The sequence below is a fragment of the Lysinibacillus sp. RU7 genome, from assembly GCF_057837305.1.
In genome coordinates, this window is record NZ_JBYQFK010000001.1 from 280,964 (window position 1) to 299,458 (window position 18,495).

At 38.7% G+C, this 18,495-nt stretch carries 20 protein-coding genes; 15 read left to right on the plus strand and 5 right to left on the minus strand.

What is annotated here, in order from left to right; genetic code table 11:
- Positions 1-100 precede the first annotated feature (100 nt).
- Positions 101-1,453 carry a tRNA (N(6)-L-threonylcarbamoyladenosine(37)-C(2))-methylthiotransferase MtaB gene (mtaB, locus tag AC3II9_RS01515; protein WP_489152715.1) on the plus strand — a complete coding sequence of 451 codons (1,353 nt, stop codon included), beginning with the start codon at positions 101-103 and terminating at the stop codon, positions 1,451-1,453.
- A 136-nt stretch (positions 1,454-1,589) separates the two neighbouring features.
- Here mtaB and AC3II9_RS01520 read toward each other — a convergent pair whose 3' ends face one another.
- From AC3II9_RS01520 to AC3II9_RS01530, 3 genes are all read right to left on the minus strand, one after another.
- Positions 1,590-2,186: a hypothetical protein gene (locus tag AC3II9_RS01520; RefSeq protein ID WP_489152716.1), complete on the minus strand. Its 597-nt coding sequence runs from the start codon at positions 2,184-2,186 to the stop codon at positions 1,590-1,592.
- 191 nt (positions 2,187-2,377) lie between these two features.
- Positions 2,378-2,899 (minus strand): dihydrofolate reductase family protein, encoded by a 522-nt coding sequence (locus AC3II9_RS01525; RefSeq protein ID WP_489152717.1) that lies wholly within the window; start codon positions 2,897-2,899, stop codon positions 2,378-2,380.
- 16 nt (positions 2,900-2,915) lie between these two features.
- On the minus strand, positions 2,916-3,734 hold the full coding sequence (locus AC3II9_RS01530; RefSeq protein WP_489152718.1) for a hypothetical protein: 819 nt from the start codon (positions 3,732-3,734) through the stop codon (positions 2,916-2,918).
- A 213-nt stretch (positions 3,735-3,947) separates the two neighbouring features.
- On the opposite strand from AC3II9_RS01530, the gene deoC reads away from it, so the two are divergent.
- The 14 genes from deoC to recO all read left to right on the plus strand — a co-directional run bounded on the left by deoC (position 3,948) and on the right by recO (position 15,947).
- Complete coding sequence (gene deoC, locus AC3II9_RS01535; RefSeq protein WP_489152719.1) at positions 3,948-4,616, plus strand: deoxyribose-phosphate aldolase; 669 nt, start codon at positions 3,948-3,950, stop codon at positions 4,614-4,616.
- Positions 4,617-4,819: 203 nt separating this feature from the next.
- Positions 4,820-4,993, plus strand: coding sequence for a 30S ribosomal protein S21 (gene rpsU, locus AC3II9_RS01540; protein WP_004227078.1), 174 nt, complete (start codon positions 4,820-4,822; stop codon positions 4,991-4,993).
- Between the two features lie 403 nt (positions 4,994-5,396).
- Positions 5,397-6,725 (plus strand): NfeD family protein, encoded by a 1,329-nt coding sequence (locus AC3II9_RS01545; RefSeq protein WP_489152720.1) that lies wholly within the window; start codon positions 5,397-5,399, stop codon positions 6,723-6,725.
- 3 nt (positions 6,726-6,728) lie between these two features.
- Complete coding sequence (floA, locus tag AC3II9_RS01550; RefSeq protein ID WP_391367139.1) at positions 6,729-7,727, plus strand: flotillin-like protein FloA; 999 nt, start codon at positions 6,729-6,731, stop codon at positions 7,725-7,727.
- Positions 7,728-7,765: 38 nt separating this feature from the next.
- Positions 7,766-8,224 carry a hypothetical protein gene (locus tag AC3II9_RS01555; RefSeq protein WP_489152721.1) on the plus strand — a complete coding sequence of 153 codons (459 nt, stop codon included), beginning with the start codon at positions 7,766-7,768 and terminating at the stop codon, positions 8,222-8,224.
- Positions 8,225-8,271: 47 nt separating this feature from the next.
- Complete coding sequence (locus AC3II9_RS01560; protein ID WP_489152722.1) at positions 8,272-8,508, plus strand: hypothetical protein; 237 nt, start codon at positions 8,272-8,274, stop codon at positions 8,506-8,508.
- A complete protein-coding gene (locus AC3II9_RS01565; protein WP_489152723.1) occupies positions 8,508-9,602 on the plus strand; it encodes a sporulation protein YqfD in 1,095 nt (364 codons plus the stop codon). The genes AC3II9_RS01560 and AC3II9_RS01565 overlap by 1 nt, the downstream gene beginning before the upstream one ends.
- 3 nt (positions 9,603-9,605) lie before the next feature.
- Positions 9,606-10,565: a PhoH family protein gene (locus AC3II9_RS01570; protein ID WP_489152724.1), complete on the plus strand. Its 960-nt coding sequence runs from the start codon at positions 9,606-9,608 to the stop codon at positions 10,563-10,565.
- A 100-nt stretch (positions 10,566-10,665) separates the two neighbouring features.
- Positions 10,666-12,786 (plus strand): HD family phosphohydrolase, encoded by a 2,121-nt coding sequence (locus tag AC3II9_RS01575; RefSeq protein WP_489152725.1) that lies wholly within the window; start codon positions 10,666-10,668, stop codon positions 12,784-12,786.
- Complete coding sequence (gene ybeY / locus AC3II9_RS01580) at positions 12,783-13,256, plus strand: rRNA maturation RNase YbeY (RefSeq protein ID WP_489152726.1); 474 nt, start codon at positions 12,783-12,785, stop codon at positions 13,254-13,256. Before AC3II9_RS01575 ends, ybeY begins: the two co-directional genes overlap by 4 nt.
- Positions 13,256-13,606 carry a diacylglycerol kinase family protein gene (locus AC3II9_RS01585; protein ID WP_489152727.1) on the plus strand — a complete coding sequence of 117 codons (351 nt, stop codon included), beginning with the start codon at positions 13,256-13,258 and terminating at the stop codon, positions 13,604-13,606. Before ybeY ends, AC3II9_RS01585 begins: the two co-directional genes overlap by 1 nt.
- 93 nt (positions 13,607-13,699) lie before the next feature.
- A complete protein-coding gene (locus tag AC3II9_RS01590) occupies positions 13,700-14,113 on the plus strand; it encodes a cytidine deaminase (protein ID WP_391367159.1) in 414 nt (137 codons plus the stop codon).
- The gene (gene era, locus AC3II9_RS01595; protein ID WP_391367162.1) at positions 14,094-15,014 is read left to right on the plus strand and encodes a GTPase Era; all 921 of its coding nucleotides are present in this window, start codon (positions 14,094-14,096) and stop codon (positions 15,012-15,014) included. Before AC3II9_RS01590 ends, era begins: the two co-directional genes overlap by 20 nt.
- Positions 15,015-15,167: 153 nt before the next feature.
- Positions 15,168-15,947 (plus strand): DNA repair protein RecO, encoded by a 780-nt coding sequence (recO, locus tag AC3II9_RS01600; protein WP_489152728.1) that lies wholly within the window; start codon positions 15,168-15,170, stop codon positions 15,945-15,947.
- A 101-nt stretch (positions 15,948-16,048) separates the two neighbouring features.
- Here recO and AC3II9_RS01605 read toward each other — a convergent pair whose 3' ends face one another.
- Together AC3II9_RS01605 and AC3II9_RS01610 are read right to left on the minus strand one after the other, a co-directional pair.
- Entirely contained in the window at positions 16,049-16,516 is a 468-nt protein-coding gene (locus AC3II9_RS01605) for a hypothetical protein (RefSeq protein ID WP_489152729.1), read from the minus strand.
- A 302-nt stretch (positions 16,517-16,818) separates the two neighbouring features.
- A complete protein-coding gene (locus AC3II9_RS01610) occupies positions 16,819-18,207 on the minus strand; it encodes a glycine--tRNA ligase (protein WP_489152730.1) in 1,389 nt (462 codons plus the stop codon).
- Positions 18,208-18,495 lie beyond the last annotated feature (288 nt).

The window sequence follows — 18,495 nt, forward strand, 5'->3', positions numbered from 1 at the left end:
AAACGAGCCTAAACTAAAAAGTTAGGCTCATCATATCTATTTATGCTATTATAAGACACGTTGATAAATTTGAACTGTAATTGAAAGGATGATATAGATTATGAGTTACGAGCGTCCGAAAACCGTATCTCTATATACTTTAGGTTGTAAGGTAAACCATTACGAAACAGAAGCGATTTGGCAATTATTTAAAGAGCAAGGCTACGAGCGTAACGAGTTTGAACAACAAGCTGATGTTTATGTGATTAATACATGTACCGTAACAAACACAGGCGATAAAAAATCTCGCCAAGTCATTCGTCGTGCCATCCGTCAAAACCCTGATGCTGTTATTTGTGTAACAGGCTGTTATGCACAAACATCACCAGCGGAAATTATGGCGATTCCAGGTGTCGATATTGTCGTCGGTACACAGGATCGTCATAAACTATTAGGGTTAATCGATCAGTATCGTGAAGAGCGTCAGCCAATTAACGCTGTACGCAACATTATGAAAAACCGTGTATATGAGGAGCTAGACGTTCCTGCCTTTACAGACCGTACACGTGCTTCTTTAAAAATCCAAGAAGGATGTAACAACTTCTGTACATTTTGTATCATTCCTTGGGCACGTGGGTTGATGCGTTCGCGTGATCCGCAAGAAGTAATTCGTCAAGCACAGCAACTAGTTGATGCCGGTTACCTAGAAATTGTGTTAACAGGTATTCATACAGGTGGCTACGGTCAAGACTTTAAAGATTATAATTTAGCTCAATTATTGCGTGATATGGAAGCGAATGTGAAAGGGTTAAAACGTTTACGTATTTCTTCTATTGAAGCGTCCCAGTTAACAGATGAAGTGATTGAAGTATTGAAAAACTCGAATATTGTCGTAAACCATTTGCATATTCCAATTCAATCTGGTTCAGATACAGTATTAAAACGTATGCGTCGTAAGTATACGATGGAATTCTTCTCAGAACGACTGCGTAAATTAGAAGATGCATTACCAGATTTAGCGGTAACATCGGACGTCATCGTTGGTTTCCCAGGTGAAACAGAAGAAGAGTTTATGGAAACGTATAATTTCATTAAAGATCATCAATTCTCAGAATTACACGTATTCCCGTTCTCACCACGAACAGGTACGCCCGCAGCACGTATGCAAGATCAATTTGTCGATGAAGAAGTGAAAAATGAACGTGTACATCGCTTAATTACATTAAACGATCAACTGGCAAAACAATATGCTTCTCGCTTTGAAGGGGATGTATTAGAAGTGATTCCAGAAGAACGCTTTAAAGATGGCGATAACGAAAATCTGTATGTAGGCTACACGTCTAACTATTTAAAAATCGTCTTCGAAGGTACGGAAGATATGATTGGGAAACTAGTTAAAGTGAAAATTACAAAAGCAGGCTATCCATACAACGAAGGACAATTTGTGCGTATGTTAGATATGGTGGAAGCTTAAATTGAATAGCAATAAATTGTATTTTATCCCACGTAAAGTATGATTTCATTAGTTTGTCACCTCTCATGACTGAGTTTCTAAGTTATAGGAGGTGACATTTTTTATGCAAAGGAGCGTGTGATATTTTAATAAAGATTTATTCTACCTTAATATGTATTAAATTCGTGTCGATTTTTAATCGCTTTTTTAGTTCATCTGTAATGTGAAAGGAGAACTGTTGTCCAACTTTTACATTTGCTAATTCGTAACCTCGTGCGGTATTAACAGTCCCGTCTAAGGCAATAGGCTCCCAATTTGTAGTATCAAAATTTAATACATGGTCAATATAGTTTCCGGTAATGCTTCCTTTAGCAACCCATTCTTCTGGTAAAAAATCGCTCCCAAAAAACATTTCAGATAGTAAAATTGTAATATCCCCTTCTGAAATCGTTAATTGCCCATTTTTAGGGATGGATTGTTCGTTTACTTTTAAATCATAGGAAAACTGATTTTGTGACAATGCTAGCATTTCTTCATCTGATAAATTTTCCATTATCTGCTTCAGCGCTGTGACTAAATATTGATGGCGTTCGTTTAAAACTTCATTTTCTATTTTTAATGATTCAATTTCACTTTCATCCACTGCAACTTCATCTACTATGTTTTTAGCCGGTTCTTCTTTTTGCTCATTACTACAGCCCACTAATAAAAATAGCATGAGTGTTATGACAGGAAGTAATAATTGTTTCAACATTTTTATCCCCCTCTAAACATTTTTAAATTAGAAATGTTCCACGTATGTAAGTATAGCATATGTTTTGGAATAAAAATGGAAAAAACTTATGTAAGCGTTTAGTGAAATCGTTATAACAAAAGCACTTGCCTATATAAGTTTTGCTCACATAGGCAAGTGCTAGATTAAGTGGCTGTTTCGAGCTTGTAAGTTTATTTTTTGACATAATGTAATTCGATAAATTGATTATAAATATGACTTCCTTGTAATTTCCAAACGGAAGTGTAGTTCCCTTCTGGAAATAGTGGGATGCCTTTTCCTAATAAGACAGGTGCTACTGTTACAATCATTTCATCGATTGCATGGGCTTCTAAAAATTTGGCGATTAGTTGACCACCGCCCACAATCCAAATGTCCTTGCCTTCTTCTGATTTTAAGCGTTCTACAAAGGCATTTATATCTTCATTTGTAAAAGTTACATCTTCTGATAGTAGGGGATGTTGGGAAGTGAATACATAGCCTTGCTTATTCAGATAGGGGTACTTTCCGTTCATTTCAGCCATCACCCAATCATACGTTTTTCGCCCCATGACAACCGTATCAACTGTTTCATAAAAAGAGCTATAGCCGTTATCGCCTTCACCTTCTACCTCCATTAACCATTGTAATGATTCTTCTTTGGTTGCAATATAGCCATCTAAGCTTTGCGCAATAAATATTTTCAACTTTCTCATGATAAAAACTCCTATCTTATAAAAATCTTCTACTAATGAAGCTAATCGTAAAGGTAATGAATAATGTGATCAGCGATAAAAACAATACGAAGCTCATCCAACCAATGAGATAAGCATTGTACTGAATGAGTGCAGAAACGAATTGATTTGTATCCAAGCCGGTAAACAGGGCTATTAAGTTAATAACAAAAAGTAACAAAGTCATAGTTATAAATCCACTAAACGCCCCGCGCAAATCAGCGGGACTTAGTGAAATATGTGTGCAAATGCCAATCGCTAAAAGTAAGAATACCCAAAATCTAATCGATGTAAAATTGTCTACTACAAAGATTGTAGAGATGACTTCGAAAGAGGCTTTTACAATCATCATGATATTTTCAATAGTAAGTGCAGATGGTTCAATGGATTTGGTGAAAGTAGAAAATTCAGCGTAACTAGCCGGTAATAACATATACAACAATAATGCAAGTGCCAGTAAGCCGGAAAATAAAGGGCCAATGCTAATAAAGAACACGCCGATTCGTTGATAAAGGCTACCGCTATTATAGCGATGTGCTACATAACCTAATGTGCTGGCGTGCTTATCCTTTGGAAACCATTGAACATCTATTACTTTGTGATTAAAAATTTTACACATCATATAATGACCGAATTCATGAACAGGTGTGCCAATCCATGAAGTAAAAAGAAAGCCTTGTTTACCGAAACTTTGTTGAATAAATTTTACGGATTGCCGTTCAATGATATTAATGCAAAATCCGACAATGATAATAATCCCAAACAAGGAACTTAATTGTAGAACAGTAAGGATGATTAAATCCAACATTAATGTCATACTCGCTCTCCTTTCTAGCTATGTAAAGCTATTTTGAAGTGGGGAAAGCACTAATTTCATTTATTATGATAATACGTTAAGCCGTATTATAAAACCATTAAGAGGGAGCTGTCGTTGGAAAATTGAAAGAGTAGTTTGTCTTTTTGTGTCTTTTCGATTCAATGGTATGATATAGTTGTACGTACAACTTATAAATAAAAGGAGTAATTGGACATGACACAAAATTATGCTGCTATGATTGATCACACATTATTAAAGGCGGATGCGACACGTGATCAAATTGAAAAATTATGCGCGGAGGCAAAAAAATATGTATTCGCTTCTGTATGTGTAAATCCTACTTGGGTGAAATATAGTGCTGAATTACTAGCTGGTACAGATGTAAAAGTGTGTACAGTAATCGGTTTCCCTTTAGGTGCGTCTACTCCAGCAACAAAAGCATTTGAAACGAAAGATGCAATTGCTAATGGAGCTGGTGAAATTGACATGGTCATTAATATTGGCGCATTAAAAAACGGTGAGTACGATGCCGTTCGTGATGATATTAAAGCTGTTGTTGATGCGGCAAATGGGACGTTAGTGAAAGTAATTATTGAGACATGCTTATTAACGGATGAAGAAAAAGTAAAAGCATGTGAATTATCGGTAGAAGCAGGAGCGGATTTTGTGAAAACATCAACAGGCTTCTCTACTGGTGGGGCGACGGCTGAAGATATCGCATTAATGCGGAAAACAGTCGGACCAGATCTTGGTGTAAAAGCGTCAGGTGGCGTTCGTAATCTAGAGGATATGAAAACGATGATTGACAATGGTGCTACACGTATTGGCGCAAGTTCGGGTGTAGCGATTATGGAAGGATTAACTGCTCAATCTGATTATTAGTAGTTAATTTCCTTCAGCTAAGGGTTAGCTGCGGCGTCATGAATATACATGACAAGTACTTTCAAGACAGGCTAATACTTGCATCTTTTAATATTAATAGTTTTTGTTGACTGCTCTAAAACAATGCGTTATAATTTTTTAGTACACATCAATAAGCAGTATTGATGATGTATTGACGTGTGTTCGGAGGGAGGGAAAGAGAGATGTCAAAAACTGTCGTTCGCAAAAACGAATCGCTTGAAGATGCTCTTCGCCGCTTCAAACGTACTGTATCAAAAAGTGGTACAATTCAAGAAGTTAGAAAGCGCGAGTTCTACGAAAAACCTAGCGTAAAACGTAAAAAGAAATCAGAAGCTGCACGTAAACGTAAGTGGTAATTTTCCCTGTAAAAACCCTACGTTCATAACACGCAATTTTATGATTCACTGAGCAGACAAAATATATACGCCAACATTTGCAATTGCAAATGTTGGCGTATTTAGTTTGAGCAAAAGATGTCTAAGGCAATGTTTATGAGCCCTTGTGATTGCCTATGAAAATTCAGACAATCCTAACAGCCTTGAAATCTTTTTACTTAATTTGCAGCAAATCATACATAGTTATACGTTTTATTTAACAAATACCAACGAAAAAAGAAATCCGTCTGCTCCAAGACAAGGTGAGCCATGTCTTATGCATAGAAATAAGTTATAATAAAATGAGAAGAAATTCATTTTTTATGAAACTTTAATGAGAGTCGTTCGTAAATTAGGAGAAGCTATAAGAAGGGAGGTCGAAAATATGAAACAAACACGCGTTTTTAGCTGGCTATTTATGATGACGCTTTCATTTTTATTGATTATCCCGAGTTTAACGGCTTTTGCAAATGCCAAAGTATACCATGTCCCTATTGAAGATAATGTGGAAAAGGGACTGCTAGCATTTTTAGAAAGGGCTTTTAAAGAGGCGGAAGAACAACAGGCGGAGGCGATTGTGCTGGAAATACATACGCCTGGTGGCTATACGGATGCTGCTGAAAAAATAGGCAAACTGCTAGATCAATCCGAGATGAAGGTGATTGCTTATATCAATACAAAGGCCCATTCAGCAGGAGCTTTTATCGCGCTACATGCAGATGAGATTTATATGTCCCAAAATGCTACGATGGGTGCGGCTGGGATTATTGATGGAGAAGGCAATACGGCGGATGAAAAAGCTGAAAGTGCATGGTTTGCCGCAATGGAGGCAGCAGCGTTATCGTCTAACAGGAATCCGAAATATGCGCTAGCGATGGCTAATAAATCAATTGATTTACCAGAATACCGTGCACCAGAAGGTAAATTTTTAACGCTTACGGCTGATGAAGCACTAGAGGTAGGCTATGCAGAAGGAATAGCGAATACGCTTGAAGAGGTGCTACAACAGGCGGGGATTGAAAACCCGGACGTCATTGATTTGGAACCAACATTAGCTGAAAATATCGCGCGCATTATTACAAATCCGATTGTTGTGCCAATCTTGTTGTCGATTGCGAGTCTTGGGTTAGTGTTAGAACTATATTCACCAGGATTTGGGGTGCCAGGAACGATGTCGTTATCTGCATTCGGTTTATTTTTCTTCGGTCATACTATTGCAGGCTTTGCAGGATATGAGACGATTATTATGTTTGTCATTGGTTTAATCTTGCTTATACTAGAATTGTTTGTTCCAGGTGGTATTGTGGGTATTATCGGTGGGGCACTTATTATTATTAGTTTGTTATTTTCAGGGGCAAGTGTCACACATATGGCATACTCAATTATTATTGCAATGTTTATTGCAGTGATGGGAATGGTGATTTTAATGAAATTCTTCGGTAAAAAGTTGCATGTGTTTAATAAGTTGGTCTTAAAAGATGCAACGACAACAGAAGAAGGCTATGTGTCCAATACAAATCGTATCGAATTAATCGGTCGTATGGGAGAGGCGTTGACACCACTTCGTCCAGCCGGTGTGATTATCGTTGATAAAGAACGAATCGATGCGGTTTCAGAAGGCAGTTATATCGATAAAGGAAAGCCAGTAGAGGTTATTAAGGTAGAAGGCTCACGCATTGTTGTGAGAGAAATTTATAAAAAGATGGAGGAATAGCGCATGTTTTTAGATGGAGGTATGGTCGGCTTAATTTTTATTATTGTAGTCGCATTTATCGTACTAGCAGTATTCTTTACGCTTGTTCCGGTTGCACTATGGATTAGTGCTCTTGCGGCCGGTGTTCGTGTAAGTATTTTCACATTAATTGGTATGAGATTACGTCGTGTAATCCCCTCTCGCATTGTAAACCCTTTAATTAAGGCACATAAAGCGGGATTAGATGTAACGATTAATCAATTAGAGTCTCACTACTTAGCAGGTGGTAATGTAGACCGTGTGATTAACGCATTAATCGCGGCACAACGCGCGAATATTGAATTGACGTTTGAGCGCTGCGCAGCGATTGACTTAGCTGGTCGTGACGTATTAGAGGCCGTACAAATGTCGGTAAATCCAAAAGTAATTGAAACGCCATTTATTTCAGGTGTTGCAATGAATGGGATTGAAGTGAAAGCAAAAGCGCGTATTACAGTACGTGCGAATATCGATCGATTAGTCGGTGGTGCAGGTGAAGAAACAATCGTTGCCCGTGTTGGTGAAGGAATTGTATCCACTATAGGGTCAGTGGATACTCATGCTAAAGTACTAGAAAATCCAGATCTTATTTCACAGACGGTACTTTCAAAAGGGTTAGATTCTGGTACAGCATTTGAGATTTTATCGATTGATATTGCGGATGTAGATATTGGTAAAAACATTGGTGCAGAGCTTCAAATTGAGCAAGCGCAAGCGGATAAAAATATCGCCCAAGCAAAAGCGGAAGAACGTCGTGCCATGGCAGTAGCGAACGAGCAAGAAATGATAGCGAAAGTACAAGAAATGAAAGCAAAAGTAGTAGAAGCAGAAGCAGAAGTACCGAGGGCTATTTCGGAAGCATTACGTTCTGGGAACTTCGGTATTATGGATTATATGAATTATAAAAATATTCAAGCGGATACTTCAATGCGTGATTCAATTGCGAAAGTATCACAGGACAATCAAAATTCAGGTGACAAATAATCGAGGAAGGGAGTTGATGCTAAGTGGAAGGTCTAATCATGATGATTATTATCGGGATTGTAAGCTCTTTATTATCGAAAAATAAAGAGAAGCAAGAACAGAAGCCGACAAAAGCGATGCCACCATTTAGTCAGCAAAAGCCCCCTCGAGAAAATACACAAAGGCGTTCTAACACATCAGAGCGCCCGAAAGTGAAATCACTAGAGGATTTTGCGAATGAAATTTTCGGGCAATTAAACGAAAAAACGGGACAGAAGCAAGTAATGGATGAACCTATTGTGGAACAAGCAAAACCCGTCGTACAAGAGTTTGTACGGGAGGAAACTGTACGAGACCCACGAAAATCAACACGCCCTGAACTAGGCGCCTCGAGGTCAATTGTACAGCAGGCAAAAAAGGAGTCGCTTGTCGTTGTTCCACAGACGAAAGAGCAGTTAATGCAAGCGATTATTACTTCAGAAATATTAGGATTACCAAAAGCAAAGCAACGTAAATAATACATGCCCCCTTTGTTGCATAGACTGTAATGAAAGGGGGCTTTTTTTTGAAATCATTAATGCAGTTAGATGACATGCTAGAATGGATTCAATTTCAGCAAATTCGATGGAATGGTACATACGATGTACATGAAGTAAGTGCTACTATTTTTAGTTGTTCAATCGGAAAGTTCCGCTTGACAATTGAAGGAGAGGGGCTACTCGTACAGTATTTAACAACCGAGGGCTTTCTTTTAGAAGTTAAGGCAATACACCAGATTAAGATAGAAAAGCGGGTAGCGTAATGGACCGTCGCACAGTATTAGTAGAAGTTACGCAAGGGCCACATGTCAATCGTTTATTCCATCTTTTACATAAAGAACGTATTATCATAAAAAATGTTCGCTTTTGGGAACACAATGTGACGTTCGAAATAAAAAGAAGTGACTTGCCTACATTACGACGTATTAGACGTAACACAAAAGCGCGCTTGAAGCTCCGCTATGATAAGACAGATGCCGTCCTGCAACTGACGACAAAAACATTGATAGGTATGTTATTATTACTCGTTATACCCATTATATGCACGCAATTTATATGGCGTCTTGAAGTGACAGGCGCTACACCAGAAACAGGATATAAAGCAGAAAAATTTCTTCGTGACGAAATCGGCATTTCCGTTCCGCTTACGAAAAATGAATTGCCGACAGACTATGAGTTGCGACAACGACTGATGGCGGCATTTCCTGAGCTATCTTGGGTACACTTTATAAAAAGTGGTGGAGATATTACAATCGATTTGCAGCTCGCACCAGAAACTGAGGTAAAGACGAAATCTGAGGAACCGATGCATTTAATCGCAAATAATAATGGTGTCATTACCCATTATTTTTTAAAGAGTGGCGTAAGGGTAGTTGATACAAATATGACCGTTTATAAAGGAGATACACTTGTATCAGGTGTTTTAGAGGCAGGAGACAGGCATGTGGTTGTCGGAGCAGAAGGTGAAGTTTATGCAGATTACTGGTTTGAAACAGCGTTTACGTTAAATAAACGAGTAACGTATTATACACCGGTGGAAACATCTTGGAAAGTTGTAACAGATCAGAAATCTTATGCTGATGAAATAAAACTTCCTTCATGGATAAGACAATATATGCGGATTGTAAAAGAGCAGTCTTATCAAAAACATGAACAGGTGTTAACGGAAGATAATCTTGAAACGATTATACTCCCGTTACTTCATAAAAAAATTTTACAAAGCTTACCGCCTAAGACGACGATTAAAGCCGAAAAAATTTTGCACGTTACGTTTGATGATGATACAGTTAAAGGGGAAGTCCTATTTTTGGTAAATGAAAATATTGCAACACCCTACCCTATTTATCAAGGAGAATGATTTATGTCAGAAAATATGTCGGAACTTTTAGTCGATAATCCAAATGAAGCGGTCATGCTTTTAGGAATGTCGGATGCGAATTTAAAATTAATTGAAGAAACATTTGAGGTGCAAATCATTACACGCGGTGGAATCATTCAAATCGCTGGTGAGAATGATGCTAAAAAAGAGTGCGCAACAGCCGTTTTACGTGGCCTTTTGCAAGTCATTCGCAAAGGCATTAACATTGATCAACGCGATGTCGCGACAGCAATTGAAATGGCTGGAAAAGGAACAATTGAATACTTTGCAGAACTTTATGATGAAGAGATTGCCCGTACGACAAAGGGAAAAGCAATTCGTGCTAAAACAATTGGACAACGTGAATATATTAAAGCGATTCGCCATAGGGATTTAGTCTTTTGTATTGGGCCTGCTGGTACAGGGAAAACGTATTTAGCTGTTGTCATGGCTACACAAGCGCTGAAAAATGGACAGGTCAAACGTATTATTTTAACACGTCCAGCTGTAGAGGCAGGAGAATCACTTGGATTTTTACCAGGGGATTTAAAAGAAAAGGTAGATCCGTATTTACGCCCATTATATGATGCTTTGCATGATGTGTACGGTCAAGAGCAAACGCAACGCCTAATCGAACGTGGAACGATTGAAATTGCCCCGCTCGCTTATATGCGCGGTCGTACGTTGGATGATGCGTTTGTTATTTTGGATGAAGCGCAAAATACAACCCATCAACAAATGAAGATGTTTTTAACACGTCTTGGCTTTGGGTCAAAAATGGTCATCACAGGTGATAAAACACAAATTGATTTACCGAAAAATCAAGAATCAGGTTTAATCATTGCTGAACGTACACTAAAATACGTCAAGGACATTCATTTCCAAATACTAGAGCAAGGCGATGTAGTACGTCATCCATTAGTAGCAAAAGTAATCCAGGCATACGCTGATCAAGAATTATAATATGTTAAAAAAGCAAAATCCGTGTAGGATTTTGCTTTTTTCATGAAATCGCCTGTAGAAATTGGTAAAATGAACGTATGGACACTATAGGAGGTGCTGCATGGAAAAACATTTAAAGCGTTTTATCGACTTAATGGGCTTCCGTTCATTTTTGGTGGCAGTAGTCATCTTAACTGGGACTATACAATTTACATTAATGCTTGATAATGTACGGGGCGTTACATATGATATTTCAATGGGAAGTTTAGCACCAGAAACGATTCGAGCATCCAAGACGGTAGAAGATACAGAAAAGACCGAACAAGAGCGGATCAATGCCGAAAATGCTGTCACTCCAATCTATGATTTAAATCAAGGAATCGCAGAACAAAAGTCAACTCTTATAACATTGTTTATCGATTTAACAATTGAAGCAAGAAAGGAAATAGCAAAAGAGGATGACCTTACACAAACAGAAAAGCTAGATTTACTAAAGGCAAAATTAAAAAGTGTGACAGACAACCAAGGTGGTTTATCGTTAACAGATAATGAAATGCAATCATTGTTAGCGGCATCAGAAACACAGTTGATGAATACACGTAATAGACTAGTAAAATATGTCGAGGATGCACTTGCTGAAAGTATACGTAAAGAAAACTTAGTAACTGCACGTGCAAATATCGAAGCAACTATTCGTTCCTCTTCCATTGATAACTCGTTATTATCAGTGGCCATTACATTAGGGCGTGGGGCTATTGTTGAAACCGAAATATTAAACGAAGAAAAAACAGCTGTAGCTAGGCAACAAGCGCGTAATTCGGTGGAAGCAACAAAAATATTACAAGGTCAGATTATTGTGTTAGAAGGGGAAATTATTGATCGTGAAAAATATCGTCAATTAGAATTGCTAGGGTTTGTCGATAGCCAATCGTCTTTAAAGCCTATAGGTGGATTAGGGATATTTATCGTATTACAGATGTTATTTATGCTGATTTTATTTGATCGTTCAACAATACCATTTAAAGAAAAGCGTAATTATTTATTAGTGTCGGTCATTGTATATATTGGCACAATTATTATGATGAAATTAGTGAGTATCGTGTCCGATAACTTTGATGTTGTCGTAGCGTTTATTTTTCCAACAGCCTTGGCAACAATGCTAGTAAGGCTACTTGCGAATGAACGTGTTGCAAGTATTGTAACAATCCTTATTGCGTCTTCGGCAGGGATTATGTTTCAAGAAAGCTATGCAGCCATTTTACAAATGGACATCGCACTGTATGTTTTATTTGGTGGATTTGCTTCGTTGTTCTTTATGCATAGCGTGGAAAAGCGATCTCATATTTTGCAAGCAAGTACGGTCATTATGGCTGTCAACTTAGTGTTTATCGCGTTTTATTTGTTAATGACACAGTCTGACTATGGCTTGTCGGAAATTGCATTTTATATCGGGGCAGGGATAGTGTCTGGTTTATTATCTGGTGCATTAACGATTGGATTATTGCCATTCTTTGAATCGATGTTTGGTATTTTATCGACAATGCGTTTGATTGAACTGTCGAACCCAAATCACCCGTTATTAAAGAAAATTTTAACAGAAACACCGGGTACATATCACCATAGTGTAATGGTTGCCAACTTAGCTGAGGCGGCTTGTGAGGCAATCGGTGCAGATGGGTTGCTAGCACGAGTAGGTTGTTATTATCATGATGTCGGAAAGACGCGTAGACCCGCATTCTTTATCGAAAACCAAATGGGAATTAACCCTCATGACACATTGCCTCCTGATGCGAGTGCAGATATAATTATTGCCCATACAACAGACGGTGCTGAATTGTTGCGCAAACATAAAATGCCGCAAGAAATTATTGATATTGCGTTACAGCATCACGGGACAAGTTTATTGAAATTTTTCTTGCATAAAGCAAAAGAAGATAGGAAACAAGTAAATGAAGCAGATTTCCGCTACCCTGGACCGAAGCCGCAAACAAAAGAAATTGCCATTATTAGTATCGCTGATAGTGTCGAGGCTGCTGTGCGGTCAATGAAAGAGCCAAATGCGGAAAAAATTCACAAGCTGATTCAATCGATTATTCAAGATCGTGTCCAAGACAATCAATTTGACGAGTGTGATATTTCACTAAAAGAGTTAAAAATAATTGAAAAGGTGTTATGTGAAACATTAAATGGCATTTTCCATACACGTATTGAATACCCGAAAGAGAAAACGGAGGAACTATGATTTTAAATATTGATTTTTTAGATGAAACAAATGAAGTGAAGGATGAGCATATCGCGTTAGTTGAAAAATTGCTGCAACATGCAGCGAAAGTAGAAAATATTGAAGAAGGATCTGAAGTGTCTATTACGTTTGTGACAAACGAAGCCATTCATGAAATTAATCGTGAATATCGTGATAAAAATCAGCCAACTGATGTCATTTCGTTTGCATTGGAAGAAATGGGCGAGGGCGAAATACAAATTATTGGTGAGGGTATTCCGCGCGTTTTAGGCGATATTATTATTTCAACCGATCGTACACGTGAGCAGGCAGAAGAATATGGTCATTCATTTGAGCGGGAATTAGGTTTTTTAGCAGTCCATGGGTTCCTACATTTACTTGGCTATGACCATATGACAGAGCAAGACGAGAAAGAAATGTTTGGAAAGCAAGATGAAATTCTTGGCTCGTTCGGCTTATCACGTGAATAATGGATATTCGTAAGTTTATCAAGTCATTTGGCTATGCTATACAAGGAATCGTTGCGGTGATGCAAGAGCAAAATATGCGATTTCATGTGTTAAGTGCTGTAGTGGTGATTATAGTAGGTACTTTAACAGGTCTTTCTGTAACAGAATGGATCATATTAGTACTAGTGATGGCACTTGTCATCGGTGCAGAAATGTTCAATACTGCGATCGAGCGTGTTGTCGATCTTGCTTCGCCTACTATTCACCCGCTCGCCAAACAAGCGAAAGATATTGCGGCAGGGGCGGTACTTGTATTTGCTGTAGCGAGTGTTATAATCGGATTACTCATTTTTTTACCAAAATGGTTTTAACTTCTTTCAGCGTGTGTTAAAAGTAGTTAAAAGCCTCCAGAAATGTGTTAGCCGAGGCGTAATTGATACTTATTTGAAAGGGGTTGTTCTTCTATGAACATGGAACAGTTATTAGAGCAATCAAAAATTGCACGTGAAAAGGCATATGTACCCTATTCAAAATTCCCAGTGGGGGCTGCATTGCTAGCGGAAGATGGCACAGTATACCACGGGTGCAATATTGAAAATGCAGGATATAGCATGACGAATTGTGCAGAGCGTACAGCGTTTTTTAAAGCGGTATCTGAAGGGATAAAGAAATTTAAAGCGTTAGCTATTGTAGCAGATACAGATCGTCCATGTGCACCATGTGGGGCTTGTCGTCAAGTGATGAGCGAATTTTGTGCACCAGATATGCCTGTCTATTTAACAAACTTAAAAGGTGACGTACAACAAACAACAGTGGGTGAGCTATTACCAGGCGCATTCACACCGGAGGATTTAGATTATGCAGCTAGCAAACGATAAAGGGTTCAAATCGGGCTTTATCTCGATTATTGGCCGACCAAACGTTGGGAAATCAACGTTTTTAAACCGCGTGATTGGACAAAAAATTGCCATCATGTCAGATAAACCACAAACAACACGCAATAAAGTGCAAGGTGTATTAACACAAGGAAATTCACAAATGATTTTTATTGATACGCCAGGAATTCATAAGCCGAAGCATAAGCTTGGCGAGTTCATGTTAAAGGTAGCGAAAAATACATTACGTGAAGTCGATGTTATTATGTTTATGGTCAATGCCGAACAAAAAATTGGCAAAGGCGATGAATTTATTTTAGAAATGCTAGAAGGCAATAAAACACCGGTCTTCTTAGTTATTAATAAAATTGACCAAATACACCCTGATGCGCTGATTGATATTATTGCAGATTATAAGGATAAATACCCGTTTGCAGAAATTGTGCCGATTTCGGCTTTAGAAGGAAATAATGTGGAAAACTTACTTGCAACGATTGACAAGTATTTGCCAGAAGGACCGCAATATTATCCAGCTGATCAAGTGACAGATCATCCAGAACGCTTTATTATTTCAGAGCTAATTCGAGAAAAAGTATTGCACTTAACACGTGAGGAAATTCCACATTCGATTGCCGTTGTTATTGACAAAATTAAACGTGATGAGGAAAACGGAGACAAAATTCGTGTGCAAGCGACAATTATGGTTGAACGCGACTCTCAAAAAGGGATTGTGATTGGAAAACGTGGTGCATTATTAAAAGAAGTAGGGACACGTGCGCGTAAAGATATCGAAATGTTACTTGGCTCCAAAGTATATTTAGAGCTTTGGGTTAAAGTGCAAAAAGATTGGCGTAATAAGCAAACGCATCTTCGTGACTTCGGTTTCCGTGAAGACGAATACTAAAATACCGTTAAAACAGATGAAGGATTGCATTAGTCCTTCATCTGTTTTTTGTGGAAAGTATCATTTTTATACGATCAACTCGCACCCAAATAACGCGAGTGGTATAGTTCTCGTGTATAATAGAAACAGAAATCGAGTTAAGGACGGATGGATATGCTACATAAATGGGAAGGTATTGTACTGAAAGCAAAGGCGTACGGTGAATCAAATAAAATTGTTACATTAATGACGCGAGAGGCAGGGAAAGTGGCATGTATGGCGCGCGGTGCAAAAAAACCGACAAGCCGTCTCGCAGGGATTACACAGCCGTTTATGCACGGCTCTTTTTTAGTGCAACGAACGAGTGGAATGGGAACATTGCAACAAGGTGAGCATTTTAGTTCGATGCGTACATTGCAAACAGATATTATCGCAACGGCTTATGCAAGCTATATTGTGGAACTTGTTGATCGGTTAGTTGAGGAAGGGCGTGAAGAGCCGTACGCGTATGAGGTATTACTGCAAGCGTTAAATGCGATTGATGAAGGCTATGACCCAGAAGCGATTACATTGTTTGTGGATTGGAAGATGTTGCCGTATACAGGTGTACAACCAATCCTTCACTGCTGTGCAGGGTGCGGAGCGGTAGAAGGGGAATTTGCGTTTTCATTTACACAAGGTGGATTCCTTTGTCACAGTTGTTTTCATTTAGACCCGTACATTATCAGACTCTCTCCAACGCAGTTAAAATTGATTCGTATGTTTTACAGTATGTCTATTGACCAAGTAGGTAAAATTGAACTAAAGCCACAAACGAAAAACTTTATAAAAAAAATTGTTACAACGATTTATGAAGAACAGACAGGGATTCGTTTAAAATCAAGAACCTTTATTGAACAATTAGAACGAACACCGCAACTTCAGCCAAAAAGTAAAAATGACGAAGAACATTAGAGAAATGCGCTCTTATATCACTTTATATCGATATAAGAGCGCAATTTTTTTCTGGATTACAACGGTTTATCTTTAAAAGTGGGAAAGGACGAGTCATTCACTTATTCGATTTGTGTAAGAAGAGGGATTAAATCTTCCTTTAAGGCATGCCAAAACCCTTCCTCTAATGCAAGTGTTTTAATATGAGTAGCGTATTGTTCATAGTAGTGATACATTGTTTCAATCTGTTCCTTTGAAAATCGAAAGTGATGATTGAAATGCTCGCGTTGGCGTTCATCGCTAAGGTGCATATAGGCTCGTATAATTAAATAAAGCTGATGATATTTTGTATTGGCTTTATTATAGGCATTTTTTGAAAATGTACCGAGCGCTGTTGTGACATCACATTGTGAACGAAAAAAGTCTATTGCGTCACGATATTGTTCTAGCTGCAAGTTTGCTGTATGTAATAAATGATATTTGGAACTATGATGTGGACATTCTTGGTGTAAAGTTGCTGTGACTAATTGTCGCACTTGATCATAAGTATCAACTTCACTTTTTTTTGTTTCTCTTAGCTGAAAGAACATATTTCCCCCTCCTATTTCTAACAGTCCCATTTATTTGATTATAACGAAGTATTGTTCGTTTGGTTATATATTTTATTGAATTTTCAGTAAGTTATTATTGGGGGATAGTTGAAAAGTGGGGAGATTAAGTCTCTAGTACAATTAGAAGTGTAAGTGCTGTTCGATATAAGCTTTTACTTCTGAAATCGGCATGCCCAAAAAGTGCTCCTGCGGTTGTCGCTAGCGCCACAATCCTCGTCGCAAATCCGCATGCATCTAAAAAAGGACTTCGCTCACTGGCGTGAACGAAGTCCCTAGTACAATTAGAAGTGTAAGTGCTTTTCGATATAAGCTTTTACTTCTGAAATCGGCATGCGGATTTGCTCCATAGAGTCGCGGTGGCGGACTGTTACTTGGCCGTCTTCTGCTGAGTCGAAGTCGTATGTGATACAGAATGGTGTACCGATTTCGTCTTGGCGACGGTAGCGTTTACCGATTGATTGTGACTCATCGTAATCTACTGGGAATGCTTTGCGTAATTCAGCCCAAACAGCTTCTGCCCCTTCTGATAATTTTTTAGAAAGTGGTAATACGGCTGCTTTAAATGGTGCAAGGGCTGGGTGGAAGCGTAATACGTTACGTACATCGCCGCCTTCAAGCTCTTCTTCCTCATAAGCGTCACATAAGAATGCTAATGTGACACGGTCTGCCCCTAAAGATGGCTCGATACAGTAAGGAACATAGCGTTCATTTGTTACTGGGTCGATGTATGTGAAGTCTTCACCAGAGTGCTCCATATGTTGTTTTAAATCATAGTCTGTACGGTCTGCAATACCCCAAAGCTCGCCCCAACCGAATGGGAAGCGGAACTCGATATCTGTTGTCGCGTTTGAGTAGTGTGATAACTCATCGTCCTCGTGGTCACGAAGGCGCATAGACTCTTCTTTCATACCAAGTGCAAGTAACCAGTTTTTACAGAATTCTTTCCAATATGTGTGCCACTCAAGGTCTTCCCCTGGTTTACAGAAGAATTCAAGCTCCATTTGCTCGAACTCACGTGTACGGAACGTGAAGTTACCTGGTGTAATTTCGTTACGGAATGATTTACCGATTTGTGCGATACCGAATGGTGTACGTTTACGCATTGAACGCTGTACATTTTTAAAGTTTACAAAAATACCTTGCGCTGTTTCGGGACGTAAGTAAATTTCGTTTGAAGAGCTTTCTGTAACGCCTTGGTGTGTTTTGAACATTAAGTTGAACTGACGAATGTCTGTCCAGTCGTTTTTGCCACAGTCTGGACAATTAACTTCTAATTCGTCCATTTTTGCTTTCATTTGGTCAAAGCTCATACCGTCAACGATAATTTCTTTCCCTGTTTTCGTTAAAGAAGCATCTTCGATTAATTTATCTGCACGATGACGCGCCTTACATGCTTTACAGTCGATCATTGGGTCGTTGAAGTTACCAACGTGACCAGATGCTACCCAAGCACGAGGGTTCATTAAAATGGCAGCATCAAGCCCTACGTTATGCTCGGATTCTTGTACGAATTTTTGCCACCAAGCTTTTTTAACATTGTTTTTTAACTCCACACCTAGTGGACCGTAATCCCAAGTGTTCGCAAGACCCCCGTAGATCTCAGAACCAGGGAATACAAATCCTCGTTGTTTCGCTAAGCTTACGATTGTTTCCATTGATTTTTGTGTCATGAAAAATTCCTCCTTGATTATTGCCCGAAAAACAAAAACACTCGTCTCCGGGCGTCATATGTTGCCCGGGGACGAGTGTTTCCACCCGCGGTTCCACCCCGCTTGCTTGCTTGAGAGGGACGTCACATAGAAAAATGCGCACATGCCGATCAAACAAACCTCTTTCGAAACGTTAGCTCACGGGGTGCCGTTTCATTTTTCAGTTGTAGGCTTTCACCATCCCTACTCGCTAGTCATTTGAAAAATTACTTATTATCCCGTTCATCGCCTATTCAGTTTATACTGTAC